The organism is Pseudomonas plecoglossicida NBRC 103162 = DSM 15088 (assembly GCF_000730665.1).
Classification (GTDB): domain Bacteria; phylum Pseudomonadota; class Gammaproteobacteria; order Pseudomonadales; family Pseudomonadaceae; genus Aquipseudomonas; species Aquipseudomonas plecoglossicida.
The window spans coordinates 127,868-143,502 of record NZ_BBIV01000018.1; the positions used below are offsets into that span (position 1 = coordinate 127,868).

The 15,635-nt window shown below is 64.4% G+C and carries 15 protein-coding genes; 4 read left to right on the forward strand and 11 right to left on the reverse strand.

The features are described from left to right. Positions 1-79 precede the first annotated feature (79 nt). Positions 80-1,102 (forward strand): FecCD family ABC transporter permease, encoded by a 1,023-nt coding sequence (locus tag PPL01S_RS13040; protein WP_028625608.1) that lies wholly within the window; start codon positions 80-82, stop codon positions 1,100-1,102. Continuing rightward, a complete protein-coding gene (locus PPL01S_RS13045) occupies positions 1,099-1,887 on the forward strand; it encodes an ABC transporter ATP-binding protein (protein ID WP_028625609.1) in 789 nt (262 codons plus the stop codon). The genes PPL01S_RS13040 and PPL01S_RS13045 overlap by 4 nt, the downstream gene beginning before the upstream one ends. A 148-nt stretch (positions 1,888-2,035) precedes the next feature. Here PPL01S_RS13045 and adhP read toward each other — a convergent pair whose 3' ends face one another. Next, entirely contained in the window at positions 2,036-3,046 is a 1,011-nt protein-coding gene (adhP, locus tag PPL01S_RS13050; RefSeq protein WP_016391161.1) for an alcohol dehydrogenase AdhP, read from the reverse strand. A 129-nt stretch (positions 3,047-3,175) separates the two neighbouring features. On the opposite strand from adhP, the gene PPL01S_RS13055 reads away from it, so the two are divergent. Continuing rightward, the gene (locus PPL01S_RS13055) at positions 3,176-4,150 is read left to right on the forward strand and encodes a 5'-nucleotidase (RefSeq protein ID WP_016391160.1); all 975 of its coding nucleotides are present in this window, start codon (positions 3,176-3,178) and stop codon (positions 4,148-4,150) included. 9 nt (positions 4,151-4,159) lie between these two features. Here the strand turns inward: PPL01S_RS13055 and PPL01S_RS13060 are convergent, their stop codons facing one another. From PPL01S_RS13060 to PPL01S_RS13095, 8 genes are all read right to left on the reverse strand, one after another. Continuing rightward, a complete protein-coding gene (locus tag PPL01S_RS13060) occupies positions 4,160-5,032 on the reverse strand; it encodes a helix-turn-helix transcriptional regulator (RefSeq protein ID WP_016391159.1) in 873 nt (290 codons plus the stop codon). Beyond that, a complete protein-coding gene (locus tag PPL01S_RS13065; RefSeq protein WP_028625611.1) occupies positions 5,029-6,447 on the reverse strand; it encodes an aminotransferase in 1,419 nt (472 codons plus the stop codon). Before PPL01S_RS13065 ends, PPL01S_RS13060 begins: the two co-directional genes overlap by 4 nt. A gap of 36 nt (positions 6,448-6,483) precedes the next feature. Beyond that, entirely contained in the window at positions 6,484-7,587 is a 1,104-nt protein-coding gene (locus PPL01S_RS13070) for a polyamine ABC transporter substrate-binding protein (protein ID WP_016391157.1), read from the reverse strand. A 531-nt stretch (positions 7,588-8,118) separates the two neighbouring features. Next, the gene (locus PPL01S_RS13075; protein WP_016391156.1) at positions 8,119-8,823 is read right to left on the reverse strand and encodes an NAD(P)H-dependent oxidoreductase; all 705 of its coding nucleotides are present in this window, start codon (positions 8,821-8,823) and stop codon (positions 8,119-8,121) included. Between the two features lie 9 nt (positions 8,824-8,832). After that, positions 8,833-10,467: an ABC transporter ATP-binding protein gene (locus tag PPL01S_RS13080; RefSeq protein ID WP_028625612.1), complete on the reverse strand. Its 1,635-nt coding sequence runs from the start codon at positions 10,465-10,467 to the stop codon at positions 8,833-8,835. A gap of 2 nt (positions 10,468-10,469) precedes the next feature. Continuing rightward, positions 10,470-11,297, reverse strand: a complete 828-nt coding sequence (locus tag PPL01S_RS25115) for an ABC transporter permease (RefSeq protein ID WP_028625613.1) — start codon at positions 11,295-11,297, stop codon at positions 10,470-10,472. 3 nt (positions 11,298-11,300) lie between these two features. Further along, the gene (locus PPL01S_RS25120) at positions 11,301-12,260 is read right to left on the reverse strand and encodes an ABC transporter permease (RefSeq protein ID WP_028625614.1); all 960 of its coding nucleotides are present in this window, start codon (positions 12,258-12,260) and stop codon (positions 11,301-11,303) included. Positions 12,261-12,312: 52 nt separating this feature from the next. After that, positions 12,313-13,911, reverse strand: coding sequence for an ABC transporter substrate-binding protein (locus PPL01S_RS13095; protein WP_028625615.1), 1,599 nt, complete (start codon positions 13,909-13,911; stop codon positions 12,313-12,315). A gap of 187 nt (positions 13,912-14,098) precedes the next feature. On the opposite strand from PPL01S_RS13095, the gene PPL01S_RS13100 reads away from it, so the two are divergent. Beyond that, positions 14,099-14,539: an RrF2 family transcriptional regulator gene (locus PPL01S_RS13100; protein WP_008090445.1), complete on the forward strand. Its 441-nt coding sequence runs from the start codon at positions 14,099-14,101 to the stop codon at positions 14,537-14,539. A gap of 114 nt (positions 14,540-14,653) precedes the next feature. Here PPL01S_RS13100 and PPL01S_RS13105 read toward each other — a convergent pair whose 3' ends face one another. Beyond that, a complete protein-coding gene (locus PPL01S_RS13105; protein WP_016391151.1) occupies positions 14,654-14,917 on the reverse strand; it encodes a DUF3077 domain-containing protein in 264 nt (87 codons plus the stop codon). Positions 14,918-15,051: 134 nt separating this feature from the next. Further along, entirely contained in the window at positions 15,052-15,291 is a 240-nt protein-coding gene (locus tag PPL01S_RS13110; RefSeq protein ID WP_016391150.1) for a hypothetical protein, read from the reverse strand. Positions 15,292-15,635: the final 344 nt, after the last annotated feature.

Consider the following 15,635-nt stretch of genomic DNA (forward strand, 5'->3'; position numbering starts at 1 on the left):
TCGTGGCGCTATACGTGCCAGTGCGCTGGTTCGCCCGGCTCAAGGCGCAGCGACGCGACATCGCCTGGCTCAAGTACCTGTGAGCCGGCATTTCACCCTCCTGCTCGCCAGCCTGGCCCTGGTGATCCTGGTGGCAGCCGTGCTGGCCGGCACCGCCATTGGCGAAGCCCAACTGTCGCCGCGGCTGGTCGGCCAGGTACTGGCCAACCAGCTGTGGCACGCTGGCTACCCGGTCGACCCGATCGATGCCGGCATCATCTGGAACTACCGCCTGCCCCGCACCCTCGTCGCCGCCGCCTGCGGCGCCGGGCTGGCGACGTGCGGGGTGATTCTCCAGGCGCTGCTGCGCAACCCACTGGCCGAGCCGTACCTGCTGGGCTTGTCGGCAGGTGCCTCGACGGGTGCGGTGCTGGTAGGTCTGCTGGGCTTCGGTGGTGCAGTCCTGAGCCTGTCGGCCGGTGCCTTCATCGGCGCCGTGTTGTCCTTCGCCCTTGTGCTGGTCCTGGCCCGCGCGGCCAACCCCGGCAGCCAGAACACCTCGGTGATCCTCGCCGGTATCGCCGGATCGCAGCTGTTCAACGCCCTCACGGCGTTCCTGATTACCCAATCGGCCACCGCCGAACAGGCACGCGGCATCCTGTTCTGGCTGCTGGGCAACCTCAGCGGCGTGCGCTGGCCTTCGGTATGGCTGGCGCTGCCGGCAGCAGTTGTGGGCTTGCTGGTCTGCCTGTGGCAGCGCCGCGCCCTGGACGCCTTCACCTTCGGCGCCGACTCGGCCGCCTCGCTGGGCGTGGCCGTGCGCAGCACGCAGTGGCTGCTGATCGGCTGCGCAGCATTGGTGACGGCGGTGATGGTGTCCATCGTCGGCGCCATCGGCTTCGTCGGGCTGGTGATCCCGCATGCCTTGCGCCTGCTGCTCGGCCCCGGCCACAACCGCCTGCTGCCGGCCAGTGCACTGGGTGGCGCGCTGTTCCTGATTGCTGCCGATGTGCTATCGCGCACCTTGATTGCTGGCCAGGTGATTCCGGTGGGGGTGGTCACCGCACTGATAGGCGCACCAGTATTCGCCCTGATTCTGGTCAGCCACAGGGGGCGCCCATGACGGCCATGACAGGGCCGCACGCTGCCCTCTTGGCCTGCCAAGGGCTGAGCTTGCAATTGGCGGGCAACCGGGTGCTGTGCGATATCGACCTGAGCGTGGTGCCGGGTGAAACCCTCGGCATCGTCGGCCCCAACGGCTCGGGCAAATCGTCCTTGCTCAAGCTCCTGGCCGGGTTGCGCACGCCGCACAGCGGCAGCGTCCAGCTGCTCGGCGAGCCCATCGCGCGTCTGCCCCGGCGGCGTATCGCCCAGGCCTTGGCGCTGGTCGAGCAACAGGCCGACACCCTCGACGCCATTCGCGTGTTCGACGCCGTGGCGCTGGGGCGCACGCCGTGGCTGTCGGCGCTGGCGCCGTTCTCCAGCGAGGACCGCGCCATCGTCGAGCAGGCACTGGCCGACGTCGATGCCAGCCACCTGCGCACCCGCTTGTGGGGCGCGCTGTCCGGTGGCGAGCGCCAGCGCGTGCACATCGCCCGGGCCCTGGCCCAGCGACCGCAGCTGCTGCTGCTCGACGAGCCGACCAATCACCTGGACATCCAGCACCAACTCAGCCTGCTGCGTCAGGTCCAGGCGTTGCCGGTGACCACCTTGGTGGCCCTGCACGACCTCAACCAGGCGCTGACCTGCGACCGCGTGGCGGTGCTCGACCACGGCCGCCTGGTCGCCCTCGGCAAGCCATTGGACGTGCTCACCCCCGAGCGCCTGCTGAGCACATTCGGCGTACACGCCCACTACCTCACCGACCCCTTCGACGGCGCGCGCATCCTGCGCTATCGCGCCCCTTGAACCTGGAAGTTGCCATGCTGTTGCGCACCACGCCCCTGCTGGTTGCCAGCGCCTTGTTGCCCATGGACGCGCTGGCTGAATCTGCGCAATCACAAAGCCATGGCCTGCCTGACGAAGCAACGGCATTGTGCAAGATTGAGAGGGCTGTTCAGCCCTCGAAGTCGATCACCATGCGGCCTTTGATCTTGCCTTCGAGCATCTCTTCGAAGATGTCATTGATGTCCTCGATCGGACGCAGGGTCACCTTCGGCACCACCTTGCCTTGCGCGGCGAATTCGAAGGCTTCGAGCAGGTCCTGACGGGTACCCACCAGCGACCCCACCACTTCGATGCCATCGAGCACCAACCGTGGGATGTCCAGGCTCATGGCTTCTGACGGCAGCCCGACGGCCACCAGCCGCCCACCGGCACGCAGCGCATCCACCGCCGAGTTGAAGGCGCTTTTCGACACCGCCGTGACCACGGCTGCATGTGCACCGCCGGTCTTTTCCTGAATGATCTTGGCCACATCATCGCTGCGCGGGTTGAGCACCAGATCAGCGCCCATCTCGCGGGCGAACGTCAGTTGCTCATCATTCACATCAATGGCGATGACCCGGGCATTGAAGACGTTCTTCGCGTATTGCAGGGCCAGGTTGCCCAGGCCACCCAGACCATAGATGGCAATCCACTGCCCCGGGCGGATGTTGGACGACTTCACGGCCTTGTACGTGGTCACCCCGGCACAGGTAATGCTACTGGCGGCGGCGGAATCAAGGCCGTCCGGCACTTTCACCGCGTAATCCGCCACCACGATGCAGGATTCGGCCATGCCGCCGTCGACGGTGTAACCGGAGTTCTTCACCTCGCGGCACAGCGTCTCGTTGCCGCTGTTGCAGTACTCGCAGTGCCCGCAGCCCTGGTAGAACCAGGCCACGCTGGCCCGATCGCCCGGCTTGAGCGAGGTCACCCCCGGCCCGACCTCGACCACCACACCAATGCCTTCATGGCCCAGGACCACGCCGGTCTTGTCGCCGAAATCGCCGTTTTTCACATGCAAGTCCGTGTGGCAGACGCCGCAGCACTGCATCTTCAGCAACGCTTCACCGTGCGCCAGCGGCCGCAGGGTCTTTTCCACCACTTCGACGCGACGCCCTTTGGCAACAACTGCAGCTTTCATGAATGCCTCCTTGTTTACCTGAGTGAGCTTGAGTTGAAGGCTTCAGCATAGTGGCGAAATGCGCGGGGAGCTTGCTTCAGGTCAAAAGGCCTGTTTACCTATCCACGCAAACCTCCAGGGAAACCTTCCATGCCCTACCCCATCGAACAGAAACTCGTGGTCGGCGTGGCCTCCAGCGCCCTGTTCGACCTGACCGACTCCGATGCCATCTATCAGTGCGAAGGCGTCGAGGCCTACCGACAGCACCACGAGAAGCACCTCGACGAGCCGTTCCCCAAGGGCGTCGCCTTTCCCTTCATCCGCAGGTTTCTGAGCATCAACAAGGCCTTCCCCGAGCAGTTGCCGGTGGAAGTGGTGCTGCTCTCGCGCAATTCGCCGGAAACCGGCTTGCGGGTGTTCCGCTCGATCGATCACTACGGCCTGGACATTACCCGTGCGGCCTTCATGTCCGGCCGCTCGCCCTACGAGTACATCCCTGCGTTCAACGCGTCGCTGTTCCTCAGTGCTCATGAGGGCGACGTGCAGCGCGCCATCGATGCCAACTACCCGGCCGGGCTGGTGCTGCCGACGCGGATCTACGACGACGAGATCGACACGGAGCTGCGCGTGGCCTTCGACTTCGATGGCGTGATTGCCGATGACGAGGCGGAAAGCGTGTACAAGCAGCGGCTCGACCTGACCGAATTCCAGGCCCATGAGCAGGCGCGCAAGGCCATTCCCCACCAGCCAGGGCCGTTGGCGGACCTGTACCGCAAGCTCTCGCTGATCCGCCAGCTCGAAGACCGCAAGCTGGCGCAGGACCCGGGCTACAAACGTATCCTGCGCATCGCCATCGTCACCGCCCGCAACGCGCCGTCCCATGAGCGGGTGGTGACGACCCTGAAGAACTGGGGCGTCTCGCCGGATGAGTCGTTTTTCCTGGGCGGGATGGAAAAGGACCGGGTGCTGTCGATCCTCAAGCCGCACATGTTCTTCGACGACCAGCGCAGTCACCTGATGTCCGCTGCAGGGAACCTGCCGATGGTGCATGTGCCGTTCGGGGTGGCCAACAAGGCACTGGCAGCACCGGTCGAGCAAGGCGAGGCCGCGGCATCCAAGGCATGAGGGCTGCGTTCAGCTGCGCCGCAACCACCCTATGAACTGCGCGAACAACTCCGACTGCGAGTTGATCGCCAGCTTCAGGTAGAGGTTCTTGCGGTGCATCCGCACCGTCTCCGGCGAGATCCCCAGCTCATGGGCCGTGGACTTCACCGAATGGCCCTGCAGCACCATCTGCGCCACCTCCCGCTCGCGCTCGGTCAGCACGCCGCAACCGAAGCTGTCGAATGCCGCCTGCACGTTGCCCTTGCCTTCCGGCTGCTGGGCCAGACCGTGCCGGGCAAAGCGCATCAGCAGTTCGCGCACCATCGGCTCCACCGCCTGCAACAGGTGCAGTTGCGCGGTCCCCAGCCGGGCCCCGCTGCAGCCCTGGAACAGGCTCAGGGAAATCTTGCTGTCGTTGCCCAGGTCGACGATGAAATAGCTGTCTTCGCTGCAACCGGTGCCCAGGTAGTAGGTCTTGTAGTAGTCGCTGTCGAAGAAGTTGTCCGGGGCGATGTCTTCGAGGTGATAGAAGCCCTGCGCCAAGCCTTTCTCCACGGCCAGGCAGAACGGGTCGAGCAGGTAGCCGGCGGCGAAATAGCGCTCCAGCACTGCCTCGTGGTAACGGTCCGGAATGCCCTGCTGATGCAGCAGCTGCGGGGGCTGGCCCTTGCGTTCGAGGCTGATCAGCATCGACTCGGCGCCCACCAGCTGGCTGATGGCCGCCGCCAGCCAGGTCAGCGCCTGCGGGCCTTCGCTGTGGGCGAAGGCCTGTTGCAGGGCGCTGTGCCATTGCTGCAGGGCATGAAACGGCAGGCTTATCGGGGTGTTTTCGTGTGCTCGGCTCATGCCCCGCAGTCTACCGGGCGGGGCATGCGCGCGCACCTGTGCGTGCAGGTAGGTCATTGGCCGTGGTACAGGCCCTGCGCGGTCAGCTCCCGTGCAGCGTCAAGGATGCAGCTGCGCAGGGTGTCGACGATCTGGTCGACCTGGGCATGGGTGATGATCAGCGGCGGCGACATCACGTTCAGGTGCATGATCGGCCGCACCAGCAGCCCCTTGGCCTGGGCCCGCACGTGGATGCGCTCGCCGATGTTCACCGCATCCGGAAACAGCGCCTTGGTCTGCTTGTTGGCGACGAACTCGACGCAGGCCATCAGCTTCATGCAGCGCACCTCGCCCACCAGCGGCAAGTCCGCCAGCGTCTGCAGGCGTTGCTCCAGGTAGCTGCCGACATCGTTCACATGCGCCAGCAGGTTTTCCCGCTCGATGATCTCGATGTTCTTCAACGCCGCCACGCAGCACACCGGGTGCCCGCTGTAGGTGAAGCCGTGGGTGAAGCAGCGGCCCTTGCCCGGCTCGGCGATGACCTTCCAGATGCCCTCGCTGAAGATGCAGGCGCCCAGCGGCAGGTAGGCCGAGGTCAGGCCCTTGGCGGTGGTGATGATGTCCGGGACGACGCCGAACAGCGCTTCGGAGGCGAAGAAGGTGCCCAGCCGGCCGAACGAGGTCACCACCTCGTCGGCGACGAAGAGGATGTCGTAGGTCTGGCACACCTGCCACATGCGCTGGAAATAGCCCTTGGGCGGAATGATCACCCCGCCCGAGCCCATGATCGGCTCGGCGAAGAACGCGGCGACGTTGTCCGCGCCCAGGGAGAGGATCTTGTCCTCGAACTCGGCCACCAGGAAATCGAGGAACTCGGCCTCGTCCATGTCGTCCCCGGCCCGGTAGAAGTTGGGATTGGAGACGTGGTGGATCAGGTCGTGGGCGTAGTCGAACTCCGGCACCCGGTCGGCGGCCTTGTTGCCGATCGACATGGTCAGGCAGGTGGAGCCGTGGTAGGCGTTGTAGCGGGCGATCACGTGCTTCTTGTGCGGCTTGCCGCGGCAGTTCTGGTAGTACTGGATCAGCCGGTAGGCGGTGTCCACTGCAGTGGAGCCGCCGGTGGTCAGGAACACGTGGTTCAGGTCGCCCGGCGCCAGGCTTGCGAGCTTTTCGCAGAGCTCGATGGCCTTGGGGTTGGCCATGTCCGAGAACGGGTTGGAATAGGCCAGCTGGCGGACCTGGTCGGCGATGGCCAGGGCCATTTCTTCACGGCCCAGGCCGATGTTGGTGCACCACATGCCGCCGACAGCATCGAGGAAACGGTTGCCTTCGGTGTCGTGGATGTAGGCGCCTGCGCCGGCTTCGATGTTCAGCGCGCCCTGCTCGGCGTGCTCGTCGAACATGTGGTAGCCGTGCATGTAGTGGGCCTTGTCGGCCGCGACCAGCAGGTCGTTGAGGGGAGCGGCGGCCAATTGGCGAGTCGGGGTAGCCATGAGCATTTCCTTGTCGGATCGGTACGGTGATAGGTGTCAGATGCCGGTCTTGACCGTGCTCCAGACCCGGGTGATGGCGCGCATGGCCTGCGGGTCCTGGGATTTCTGGGTGAACAGGCGCTCACGAGTCTGGTCGTCGGGGTAGATCGCCGGGTCGTTGCGAATGTCGGCCTGCACCAGGGGCGTGGCGGCGGCGTTGCTGTTGGCGTAATGGATGTAGTTGGTCACATCGGCCATGGTCTTGGGCTGCAGCAGGTACTCGATGAAGCGGTGGGCGTTGGCCACGTGGGGGGCGTCATTGGGCAGGTAGAGGCTGTCGAACCAGATCAGCGAGCCTTCCTTGGGAATGAAGAACGCCAGGTTGATGTCCTTCTTCGCCTCCACGGCGCGGGCCTGGGCGGTGGCGTAGTCGCCGGACCAGGTCAGGGCCATGCACACATCACCGTTGGGCAGGCTGGTGAGGTAGTTCACCGAGTCGAATTTCTTGATGTAGGGGCGGATGCCCATGAGCACGTCCTGGGCCGCCTTGAGGTCGGCCGGCTTGGCGCTTTGCGGGTCCTTGCCGAGGTATTTGAGGGCCAGCGGGATGACCTCGCTGGGCGCGTCCATCACCGTCACGCCGCAGTCGGCGAAGCGCGATACGATCTTCGGGTCGAACAGCATGGCCAAGGATCCGATGGGCGCGTCGGGCATGCGCTGCTTGATCTTGTCGACGTTGTAGGTGATGCCGGAGCTGCCCCAGGTGTACGGCGCCGAGTAGACCATGCCGGGGTCGAAGGCCTGCATGTGCTGCACCACTTGCGGGTCGAGGTTGGCCCAGCTGGGCAGCTTGGAGCGGTCGAGGGGCTGGAACACCTTGGCCTTGATCAGCGGCGGCACCAAGGAAGCGTTGAGCATCACCAGGTCGTAGCCGGAGCGGCCGGTGAGGAGTTTGGTCTGGACCGTTTCGTAGCCGTCGAAGGTGTCGTAGATCACCTTGATGCCGGTCTGCTTTTCGAAATCGGCGAGGGTGTTTTCGCCGATGTAGTCGGTCCAGTTGTACAGCCTGAGCGTGTTGCTGTTGTCTGCCTCGGTGGCCAGGACGGCAGTGGCGGTACAGGACAGCAACAGACTGGAAATCACCTTCAATGCCTTGCGCATAGCAACTCCATCGCGTGATCAGGATGAAGTCACTATCGAGGGATTGAACGCTTGGGACCATACCCCGAATGGGTGTGTTGGACGTCCCGGTATTTCTTGGTTCTGGGCCTTGGCGCCGCCAAGCAATTGCGTCGTGCCAACAAGGCTGGCAACCATGGCCTGACAGACATAGGCACGTTGCAACAAATGTAGGAGCGGCTTTAGCCGCGATGCGCCGCGCGGGCGGCGCTCGGTCCAACAGGCGCCGATCAACGTGCAACGGACACCTGGCGGCCGTGATGCGACCTTCGCCTGAAATTATCCGGATCCTTGGGAGATGAAGAGCACATCCCTTTCAAGTTTGGCGGTGAGGCATGAGTGGGTTCGCCACAACATGTTCAGCGTCCCTGAGACCGAGCGCCGCCCGCGCGGCGCATCGCGGCTAAAGCCGCTCCTACATTTGTTGCAACGTGCCACAGTCTGTAAGGCCATGGTTGTCCGCCTTTGGCGCAAGCCAAAAAATCGGCACATGCACCCAGGCGATCAGCGGTTCTATCTCGTCAGCGGGTACAGCGCCTCGTCGAACTGGTCCAGCCGCGGGAAACTCATCGGCAAATCATCCGACAACTGCTCCAGTCGCTGCTGATAACTGCGCAAGAAGCCCTTGCGCGCCTCGTCACTGATATACGGCACATGCCACGCCACGAACGGCTCCAGCACCTCGAACCCGACATAGGCCAAGGTCCCGCGCAGAATCGGCCGCAGCATGTCCTCCAGCGGCCCATGGATCGCGCCTTCGCCGAACATGTGCTCACGCCCGCCGATGGTCACGGTCACCAGCGCGCGCTTGCCGGCCAGGCCGCCCTGGTCGTAGAAGCGCTTGCCGCCGTAGCACACCCCCGACACCAGCACTCGGTCGATCCAGCCCTTGAGCATCGCCGGCGCCGAGAACCAGAAGATCGGGAAGTTCAGCACCAGCAGGTCGGCCCACAGCAGCTTGTCCAGCTCCTGCTGGATATCCGGGGCGATGGACCCGCTCTTCACCCCCAGCCGTTGCTCCAGTGCGTACACCAGGTACTCCGGGTTCTCCCGGTGGCTGAAGTCATCGACACTGGCCACGGGGTTCCAGCCCATGGCGTACAGGTCGCTCACCTGTACCTCATGGCCCTGGGCACGGAAAGTGTCCGCCGCCTGGTCACGCAGCGCGGCGGTAAAGGACTGGGGCTCGGGATGGGCGTGAACGATCAAGACTTTCATGGGCAATCCTCAAACAGTTGCCAAAGGGGAATTGGAGTTGCGCGCCGCCAGCAGGCGGTCGAGCCAGTCCGGGTCCATCTCCGGCTCGCAGGAGAACAGCAAGCCGGTGTAGTCGCGGTACGGCGGCTGGAAGATCGCCTCGCGGCTGCCATGGTCGACCACCCGCCCGCGCTGCATCACCAGCACCTCGTCGGCGATGGCGCGCACGGTGGCCACATCGTGGGTGATGAACAGGTAGGCCACGTTCAGCTCACGCTGAATACGGTCGAGCAGTTTCAGCACGCCCTCGGCCACCAGTTGGTCGAGCGCCGAGGTCACCTCGTCGCAGATGATCAGTTGTGGCTCGGCGGCCAGAGCACGGGCGATGCAGATCCGCTGCTTCTGCCCGCCAGACAGCTCGCGTGGGACGCGGTCCATGTACTTGGCCGGCTCCAGGTCGATCATCCGCAGCAGCTCGGCGACGCGCTCGCGCAGGGCCTTGCCTTTCAGGCCCAGGTAGAAGCTCAGCGGGCGGCCGATGATGTCGACGATGCGCTGGCGTGGGTTGAGCGCCGTGTCGGGGATCTGGTAGATCATCTGGATGCGCCGCAGCTGCTCCTTGCTGCGCTGGCGATAGTCCGCGGGCAACGCTTCGCCGCCATACAGCACCTGGCCCGAAGTCGGCTGCAGCAGGCCGCTGATCAACCGTGCCGTGGTGCTCTTGCCACTGCCCGACTCGCCGATCACCGCCAGGGTCTGGCCGCGATACAGCTTCAGCGAAACATCGTGCAGCACCGGCTGATGGCCATAGCAGGCATCGGCCTTGCGCACTTCCAGCAACGGCTTTTCATGGCCCGGGCAGGCCTTGGGCGAGGTATGGAAATTGCGCACCGCCCACAGCGACTGGGTGTATTGCTGCTGCGGCGCGCTGAGCATGGTGCGGGTCTGCGCCTCCTCCACCAGGCTGCCGTGGCGCAGCACCATGATGCGGTCGGCCATCTGCGCCACCACCGCCAGGTCATGGCTGATGTACAGCGCAGCGCTGCCGAAGGTCTTCACCGCATCGCGAATCGCCGCCAGCACCTCGATCTGGGTGGTGACGTCCAGCGCCGTGGTCGGTTCGTCGAAGATGATCAGGTCCGGGTGGCAAGCCATGGCCATGGCGGTCATCACCCGCTGCAGCTGGCCACCGGACAGCTGGTGCGGGTAGCGCTGGCCGATGTGCTCGGGGTCCGGCAGGCGCAGGATGCGGTACAGCTCCACGGCCTCGGCTTCGGCCTTGGCGCGGTCGATGCCGCCATTGGTCACCGCCGTCTCCACGTGCTGATCGATCAAACGATGCGCCGGGTTGAACGAGGCCGCCGCGCTCTGCGCGACGTAGGCGATGCGCAGGCCACGCAGCTTGCGCAAGGTCTGGGCGCTGGCTTCGAGCAGCTGGATGCCGTCGAAGCACACACTGCCACCGGTGATGCGGCAACCGTCGCGCACATAGCCCATGGCGGCCAGGCCCAAGGTCGACTTGCCAGCCCCGGACTCGCCGATCAGCCCCAGCACTTCGCCGCGCCTGAGGGTCAGGTCGATGCCCTTGATCAGCGGGTGCCAGGCGTTCTCATGGTGGCCTTCGATGCGCAGGTCGCGGATTTCCAGCAGGGTTTCATGGCTCATGCTCAGCACTCCTTCAGGCCACTGGACAGGTGCAGCACCCAGTCGACGACGAAGTTCACGCTCACCGTGATCAACGCCACCGCCAGGGCCGGAAGCAGCGGGCTCATGTCACCGAAGGTGATCAATACCGCGTTGTCGCGCACCATGCTGCCCCAGTCGGCCGTCGGCGGTTGGATGCCGAGGCCGAGGAACGACAAGGCGCTGATGAACAGGAAGACGAAGCAGAAGCGCAGGCCGAATTCGGCGATCAGCGGCGCCGCGGCATTGGGCAGCACTTCGCGACTGACCAGCCACCACAGCCCTTCCCCACGCAACCGCGCGGCCTCGACGAAGTCCTGCACCACCACGTTCATCGCCACCGCCCGCGACAGGCGAAACACCCGCGTGGCGTCGAGCAGCGCGATCACCAGCACCAGCGAGGTGGCCGTGGTGCCGACCACGCTGAGAATCAGCAGGGCGAAGATCAGCTGCGGAATGGCCATCAGCAGGTCCACCACCCGCGACAGGCCCTGGTCGATCCAGCCGCTCTTGATCGCCGCCACCAGCCCGCACAGGCCGCCCAGCAGGAACGCAAGGCTGGTGGTCAGGAAGGCGATGCCCAGGGTGTTGCGGGCGCCATACAGCAGGCGGCTGAACATGTCGCGGCCAAGGTTGTCGGTGCCCAGCAGGAACTCCGGGCTCCACGGCGCGAAGCCCTCGCCCACCACCTGGGTTTCGCCGTAGGGCGCCAGCAGCGGTGCGAACAGCGCCACCACGATGTAGGCAACAATCACCAGCAAGCCGAACTTGGCGCTCAAGGGCGCGCGCAGCAGAGGTGTGATCAGCTTCATGGTCTACCCCTTCGGATGCATCAGGCGTGGGTTGCTGGCGATCGACAGCACGTCGGCGCCGGTATTGAGCAGGATGTAGGTGCCGGCGAAGATCAGGCTGCAGGCCTGCACCACCGGGATGTCGCGCTTGGCCACCGAGTCCACCAGCAACTGGCCCAGGCCCGGATAGACGAACACCACCTCCACCACCACCACGCCCACCACCAGGTACGCGAGGTTCAGCGCCACCACGTTGACGATCGGCGCCAGGGCATTGGGCAAGGCGTGCTTGAAGATGATCCGTGCCGGTGACATGCCCTTGAGCCGGGCCATCTCGATGTAGGGGCTGGCCAGCAGGTTGATCAGCGAGGCGCGGGTCATGCGCATCATCTGCGCGATCACCACCAGGCTCAGGGTCGCCACCGGCAGCACCGAGACTTCCAGTACCTCGCCCAGCGACGCATCCGCCGACAGGCTGGAAATGCCCGGCAGCCATTCGAGTTTCACCGCGAACACCAGGATCAGGACGTAGGCGACGAAGAACTCGGGGAACGACACCGCGCTCAGCGCGCCGGTGTTCAGCAGCCGGTCGAACCAGCTGTTGCGGTACAACGCTGCGAGCATGCCCAGCAGCAATGCGGTCGGCACCGAGAACAGCGCCGCCAGCAGGGCCAGGCTGAAGGTGTTGCCCAGCCGATTGCCGACCAGTTCGGCAATCGGCCGCTGGTTGGCCAGGGACAGGCCAAGGTCACCGTGCAGCAGGCGCCACGCCCACTGGATGAAACGCTGCAGTGGCGACAGGTCCAGCCCCAGCTGGGCCCGGAACGCCGCCACGGTTTCCGGGGTGGCCGACTGGCCGAGCATGGCCTGGGCGATGTCGCCCGGCAGCATGCCCACGGCCAGGAAGATCACCACCGAGACCGCAAACAGCGACAACAGGCCCAGGGCCAGCCGCTGCACAAGCAGTTTGCCAAGATTGTTCACCGTACAACTCCTCGACTGGATGCGAAGTTCAGCCCTGCGAAACGCGACCGGTTCAGGCCTGCCACCAGCGCTCGATCACTCGCAGGCCATCGAGCTCGCCATAGGGCGCGGTGAGCGGGCCATGGGCCACGCGGCTGGAGCGGGCGGCGACGGAGCTGGCGAACAGCGGCACGATCGCCCCGCCGTCATCGCGGCACAGCGCCTGCATTTCGTTGTACATCTCGCGGCGCAGCGGCTCGTTCATCTCGCCGCGGGCGGCGTTGAGCAGCTGGTTGAAGCGCGGGTTGTCCCAGTGCGTCTCGTTCCAGGCCGCGCCCTTGGCGTAGCCGATGCTGAACATGCGGTCGGCGGTGAGGCTGGAGTACCAGAACGAGGTGGTGAAGGGTTGTTTCATCCAGACGTTGGAGAAGAAGCCATCGGCTGGCTCGCGCACCACGTCGATGTCGATCCCGGCCTGGCGCGCCTGCTCCTTGAACAGCACCGAAGCATCCACCGCACCGCTGTAGGCGGCATCGGAGGCCTGCAGGCGCACCTTGAGGCTGTCCATGCCGGCCTGGCGCAGGAAGAAGCGCGCCTTGTCCGGATCGTAGGCGCGTTGTTCCAGCGCCGGGTTGATGAAGCGGTTGGCCGGCTGCAGCGGGTGGTCGTTGCCGATCTGGCCATAGCCGTAGAGCACCGAGGCCAGCAGGGTTTCGCGGTTGATCGCATGCTTGAGGGCCATGCGCACGTTGTTGTCGCGGAACTGCTGGCTGTCGCAGAGCATCGGGAAGGTGTAGTGCTGGGCGCCCTTGGTTTCCTCGATCACCAGCTTCGGGTTGCGCTTGAGCAGGGCCACGGTCTTGAGGTCGACCTTGTTGATCACGTCGACCTTGCCGGTCACCAGCGCGTTGACCCGCGCGGCGCCGTCGGCGATGGCGATCAGCTCGGCGCTGGCGAAATGCGCCCTGCCCGGTTTCCAGTAGTCCGGGCTGCGCTCCAGGTCCATGCGCACACCGGGCTCGAAACCCTTGATGCGGTAGCCGCCGGTGCCGACACCGGCCTGCCAGTCGGCCAGGCCGTCCTTGGCGGGCATGATCACCAGGTGGTAGTCGGCGACCACGTAGGCGAAGTCGGCGTTGCCCGAGTGCAGCTCGAACACCACGGTGTCGGGGGCGCTGGCGGAGACCTTGGCGACATCGCCCAGCACGGTCTTGGCGGCGGAGGTGGATTTCTCGCCCAGGTGGTGCTGGATCGAGGCGACCACGTCGTCGGCGGTCAGGGATTTGCCGTTGTGGAAAGTCACGCCCTGGCGCAGGGTGAAGGTCCAGACCTTGGCGTCCGGGCTCGATTCCCAGCGCTCGGCCAGCTCAGGGATGGCAGTGCCTTCCACGGAGATTTCGGTGAGGGTGTTGTACACCGCCGAAAAACCGATGAAGGTGAAGGTGTCGACCCACGAGCCCGGGTCCTTGGAGTCGGTGGTGCTACCCCCGGCCAGGCCCAGGCGCAGGGTGCCGCCCGGCTTCGGCGTGGCTTCGGCGGCGTAGCCGCCCAGCGGCAGGCCGAGGGAAAACGCCCCGGCGATGGCTGCGGCAGCAGCGCTGTATTTCAGGAAATCCCGGCGCGGCAGGCCGCCTTCGGGAATGACGAGAGGACTCTTGTTGTTATCGCTCATGGCATTTGCCCCTGTTGAACCGCAAGGAATTGTTGTTCGGTCAAAGCGGATTGCGTAGAAGCTGTTTATAATTTGTAATTGTTACCGTAACAAATACATTAGCGGCAGGACAAGCGCTTTTCCAGGGCCCGATGACGGGCTTTTCCAGGGTGTAGCATTTGCGTTTTCGCAGGGAGCCATTACCTCCATGAGCCAGTCGACCCGACTCATCACTGCTTCGTACATTCTCTCGTTCGTGGCGGCCAATGCGCCGCAGAAGCTGCGCACCGAGACCATCGCCAAATGGGTGAAGGTGCACCCTACCCGCGTGCGCGGGCTGGTGTCGCAGATGGTCAAGGCCAATATCCTGACCTCGTTTCGCGGCGCCCAGGGCGGCGTGACGCTGGCCCGTGCGCCGCAGGAGATCACCCTGCGCGAGGTGTATGACGCGGTGCAGGAAAGCTCGCTGATCGCCGAGAAGATCGACAACCCGTTTGCCGGACTGGAGGATCACTGCAAGGTGTATGAGGTGTTTACCCGGCTGTTTGCGATGCTGGAGCAGAACATGCGGCTGGACCTGGGGACGATTACGGCGGATCAGCTGTTTGTGGCGTTCGATACGCCACGCGAGCAAGTCGAGTCTGCCTGAGCCTGTGCCGGCCCCATCGCCGGCAAGCCGGCTCCCACAGGGATCTCCAGCGCCCACGCGATCGGTGTAGGAGCTGGCTTGCCAGCGATGAGGCCAGTGAAGGCAACAGATGACTCAATGCATCATGCCCAGCTCGGCATCATCCATCAGTGCCTTGACCATGGCGCTCAGGTAGTGCGCGGCCCAGATCATCATGGGTTTCTCGTCCATCAGGCCGATGATGGTCAGTTCTCGCACATAGCCCATCAGTTCCGAGGCCTGCTCCCGGGCATTCTGGCAAGGGATGCCGGGCTCGATGCGGAACAGGGGGTGGGTCTGGTTATCGCCCTGGAAGAAGGTGGTTTTGCCGACAGTGAAATGGGTGTCGTCTGTAGTCATTGTTCAATCCCCCTGAATTTTTAGTGCCTGTTCTAGCCTTTCGCGGATAAATCCGCTCCTACAAGGATCGCGCGGCCTTTGTAGGAGCGGATTTATCCGCGAAAGGCCAGAACAGGCAACACATCACTAACGGCCTAGTGCAAAGTCCCAGGCTCAGCCGGCATCTGCACCTGAATCAACATCGACTCAAGCATCACTCGCAAAGCCTCCATTTCATGCATCGACGCCATCATCAGAATCGAAGCAGGAGATTTAGGCTGCAGCAGCAGTGCCTGATGGATCACAGCGTGCGCGCACAGCGCATAGTCCGTGGCCTGGATGAGAGTGTCTTCGAGGGAATGGTTGTGCGGTGGATCGGGGACAATTTTCAGCATGAATCAACTCCTTGATGGAGCCGCCACGAACCTGCTGTCAAACAGGTGGGTGGCAGCTGTACGTAGGTTGACAGACCGGCGGAGTTGATCAGTAACCGGCGCACGCGAGCGTGCCCTACGCACAGCCGCCATTGAAGGCTAAGCCATGCGATCACCCCGAAGCGGCCTGTCAAAGCCATGTCGTCGATATGCAACGACAGGCCGAGACTAGAGGGGAGCCCAAGCGACCGCAACGAGAAAAAGGCGGTCAGAGTATCTTTGGGAAATGTCCTACAAGAAAGAGGTTAAAACTGATTTTTCGGGTGCCCGACAGGAGATGGTTTGCGCCCATGAGATCGAGCGCC

Coding starts and splice junctions, on each gene's coding strand:
- PPL01S_RS13045 (WP_028625609.1), top strand. CDS start 1,099: ATGACGGCCATGACAGGGCCGCACGCTGCCCTCTTGGCCTGCCAAGGG.
- adhP (WP_016391161.1), bottom strand. CDS start 3,046: ATGAAAGCTGCAGTTGTTGCCAAAGGGCGTCGCGTCGAAGTGGTGGAA.
- PPL01S_RS13055 (WP_016391160.1), top strand. CDS start 3,176: ATGCCCTACCCCATCGAACAGAAACTCGTGGTCGGCGTGGCCTCCAGC.
- PPL01S_RS13060 (WP_016391159.1), bottom strand. CDS start 5,032: ATGACCTACCTGCACGCACAGGTGCGCGCGCATGCCCCGCCCGGTAGA.
- PPL01S_RS13065 (WP_028625611.1), bottom strand. CDS start 6,447: ATGGCTACCCCGACTCGCCAATTGGCCGCCGCTCCCCTCAACGACCTG.
- PPL01S_RS13070 (WP_016391157.1), bottom strand. CDS start 7,587: ATGCGCAAGGCATTGAAGGTGATTTCCAGTCTGTTGCTGTCCTGTACC.
- PPL01S_RS13075 (WP_016391156.1), bottom strand. CDS start 8,823: ATGAAAGTCTTGATCGTTCACGCCCATCCCGAGCCCCAGTCCTTTACC.
- PPL01S_RS13080 (WP_028625612.1), bottom strand. CDS start 10,467: ATGAGCCATGAAACCCTGCTGGAAATCCGCGACCTGCGCATCGAAGGC.
- PPL01S_RS25115 (WP_028625613.1), bottom strand. CDS start 11,297: ATGAAGCTGATCACACCTCTGCTGCGCGCGCCCTTGAGCGCCAAGTTC.
- PPL01S_RS13095 (WP_028625615.1), bottom strand. CDS start 13,911: ATGAGCGATAACAACAAGAGTCCTCTCGTCATTCCCGAAGGCGGCCTG.
- PPL01S_RS13100 (WP_008090445.1), top strand. CDS start 14,099: ATGAGCCAGTCGACCCGACTCATCACTGCTTCGTACATTCTCTCGTTC.
- PPL01S_RS13105 (WP_016391151.1), bottom strand. CDS start 14,917: ATGACTACAGACGACACCCATTTCACTGTCGGCAAAACCACCTTCTTC.
- PPL01S_RS13110 (WP_016391150.1), bottom strand. CDS start 15,291: ATGCTGAAAATTGTCCCCGATCCACCGCACAACCATTCCCTCGAAGAC.